The following is a 626-nucleotide window of genomic DNA, read 5'->3' as shown; positions in this document are numbered from 1 at the left end:
GGGTTCTGGTAGTCGGTGGCGCGCCAGGCGTTCAGGAAGCTGAACGCGGCCACGGGCTGGGAGACGCGCACAAAGAAGCCCTGCATCGAGCCGATCAGGCCGCCGGGCAAGGTGCCGAAGCCGTTCTGGTAGAACTGGTAGGAGCCGTCGTACTGGTTGCTGGACTTGTAGACGTAGACGGCGTCAATCACGCCCGCGGGCAGGCTCTGGCGGGCTTTGCTCCAGTCCAATGGGGCGGGGTAGGGGTTGCCCAGCAGCTGCCAGCCCGAGTTGGCCTCGGCGCCGCGCGTGAGCGTGCCCACGGCTACGGTGCCGGAGTTGAGCGCGCCGACCAGGTCGACTTTCTCGCTGGCGGCCAGGTTGACCGTGTAGCCGCGGCCGACGGTGAGCGGGGTGCTCAGGCTGGCGGGCGAGAAGTAGCCGTTGTCGAAGCTCTGGGTGGCGGCCGAGGTGCTGGTGATGCGCGCCTCGTCGAAGCCGAAGACGGTCGGGAACGGGGTCACCGTGTTGCCCACCGTGTTGTAGGCCGGGTTCACCACGGGCGAGAAGTTGGCGGTGGCCAGGTCGGCCACGGTGGTGCTCTGCACGGGCGAACTGTAGTGGCGGTAGCCCAGGCCCGCGTTCAG

1 protein-coding gene is annotated in these 626 nt (G+C 68.4%); it reads right to left on the bottom strand.

What is annotated here, in order from left to right; translation table 11 throughout:
* The coding region (locus EWM57_RS21305; protein ID WP_207218372.1) for a hypothetical protein at window positions 1-626 on the bottom strand (626 nt) is incomplete at both ends.

Source organism: Hymenobacter persicinus, from assembly GCF_004167665.1.
GTDB classification, from domain to species: Bacteria; Bacteroidota; Bacteroidia; order Cytophagales; family Hymenobacteraceae; genus Hymenobacter; species Hymenobacter persicinus.
Note: the sequence above shows the minus strand (reverse complement) of the source record. Positions and strands in the feature narration are given on the sequence as shown.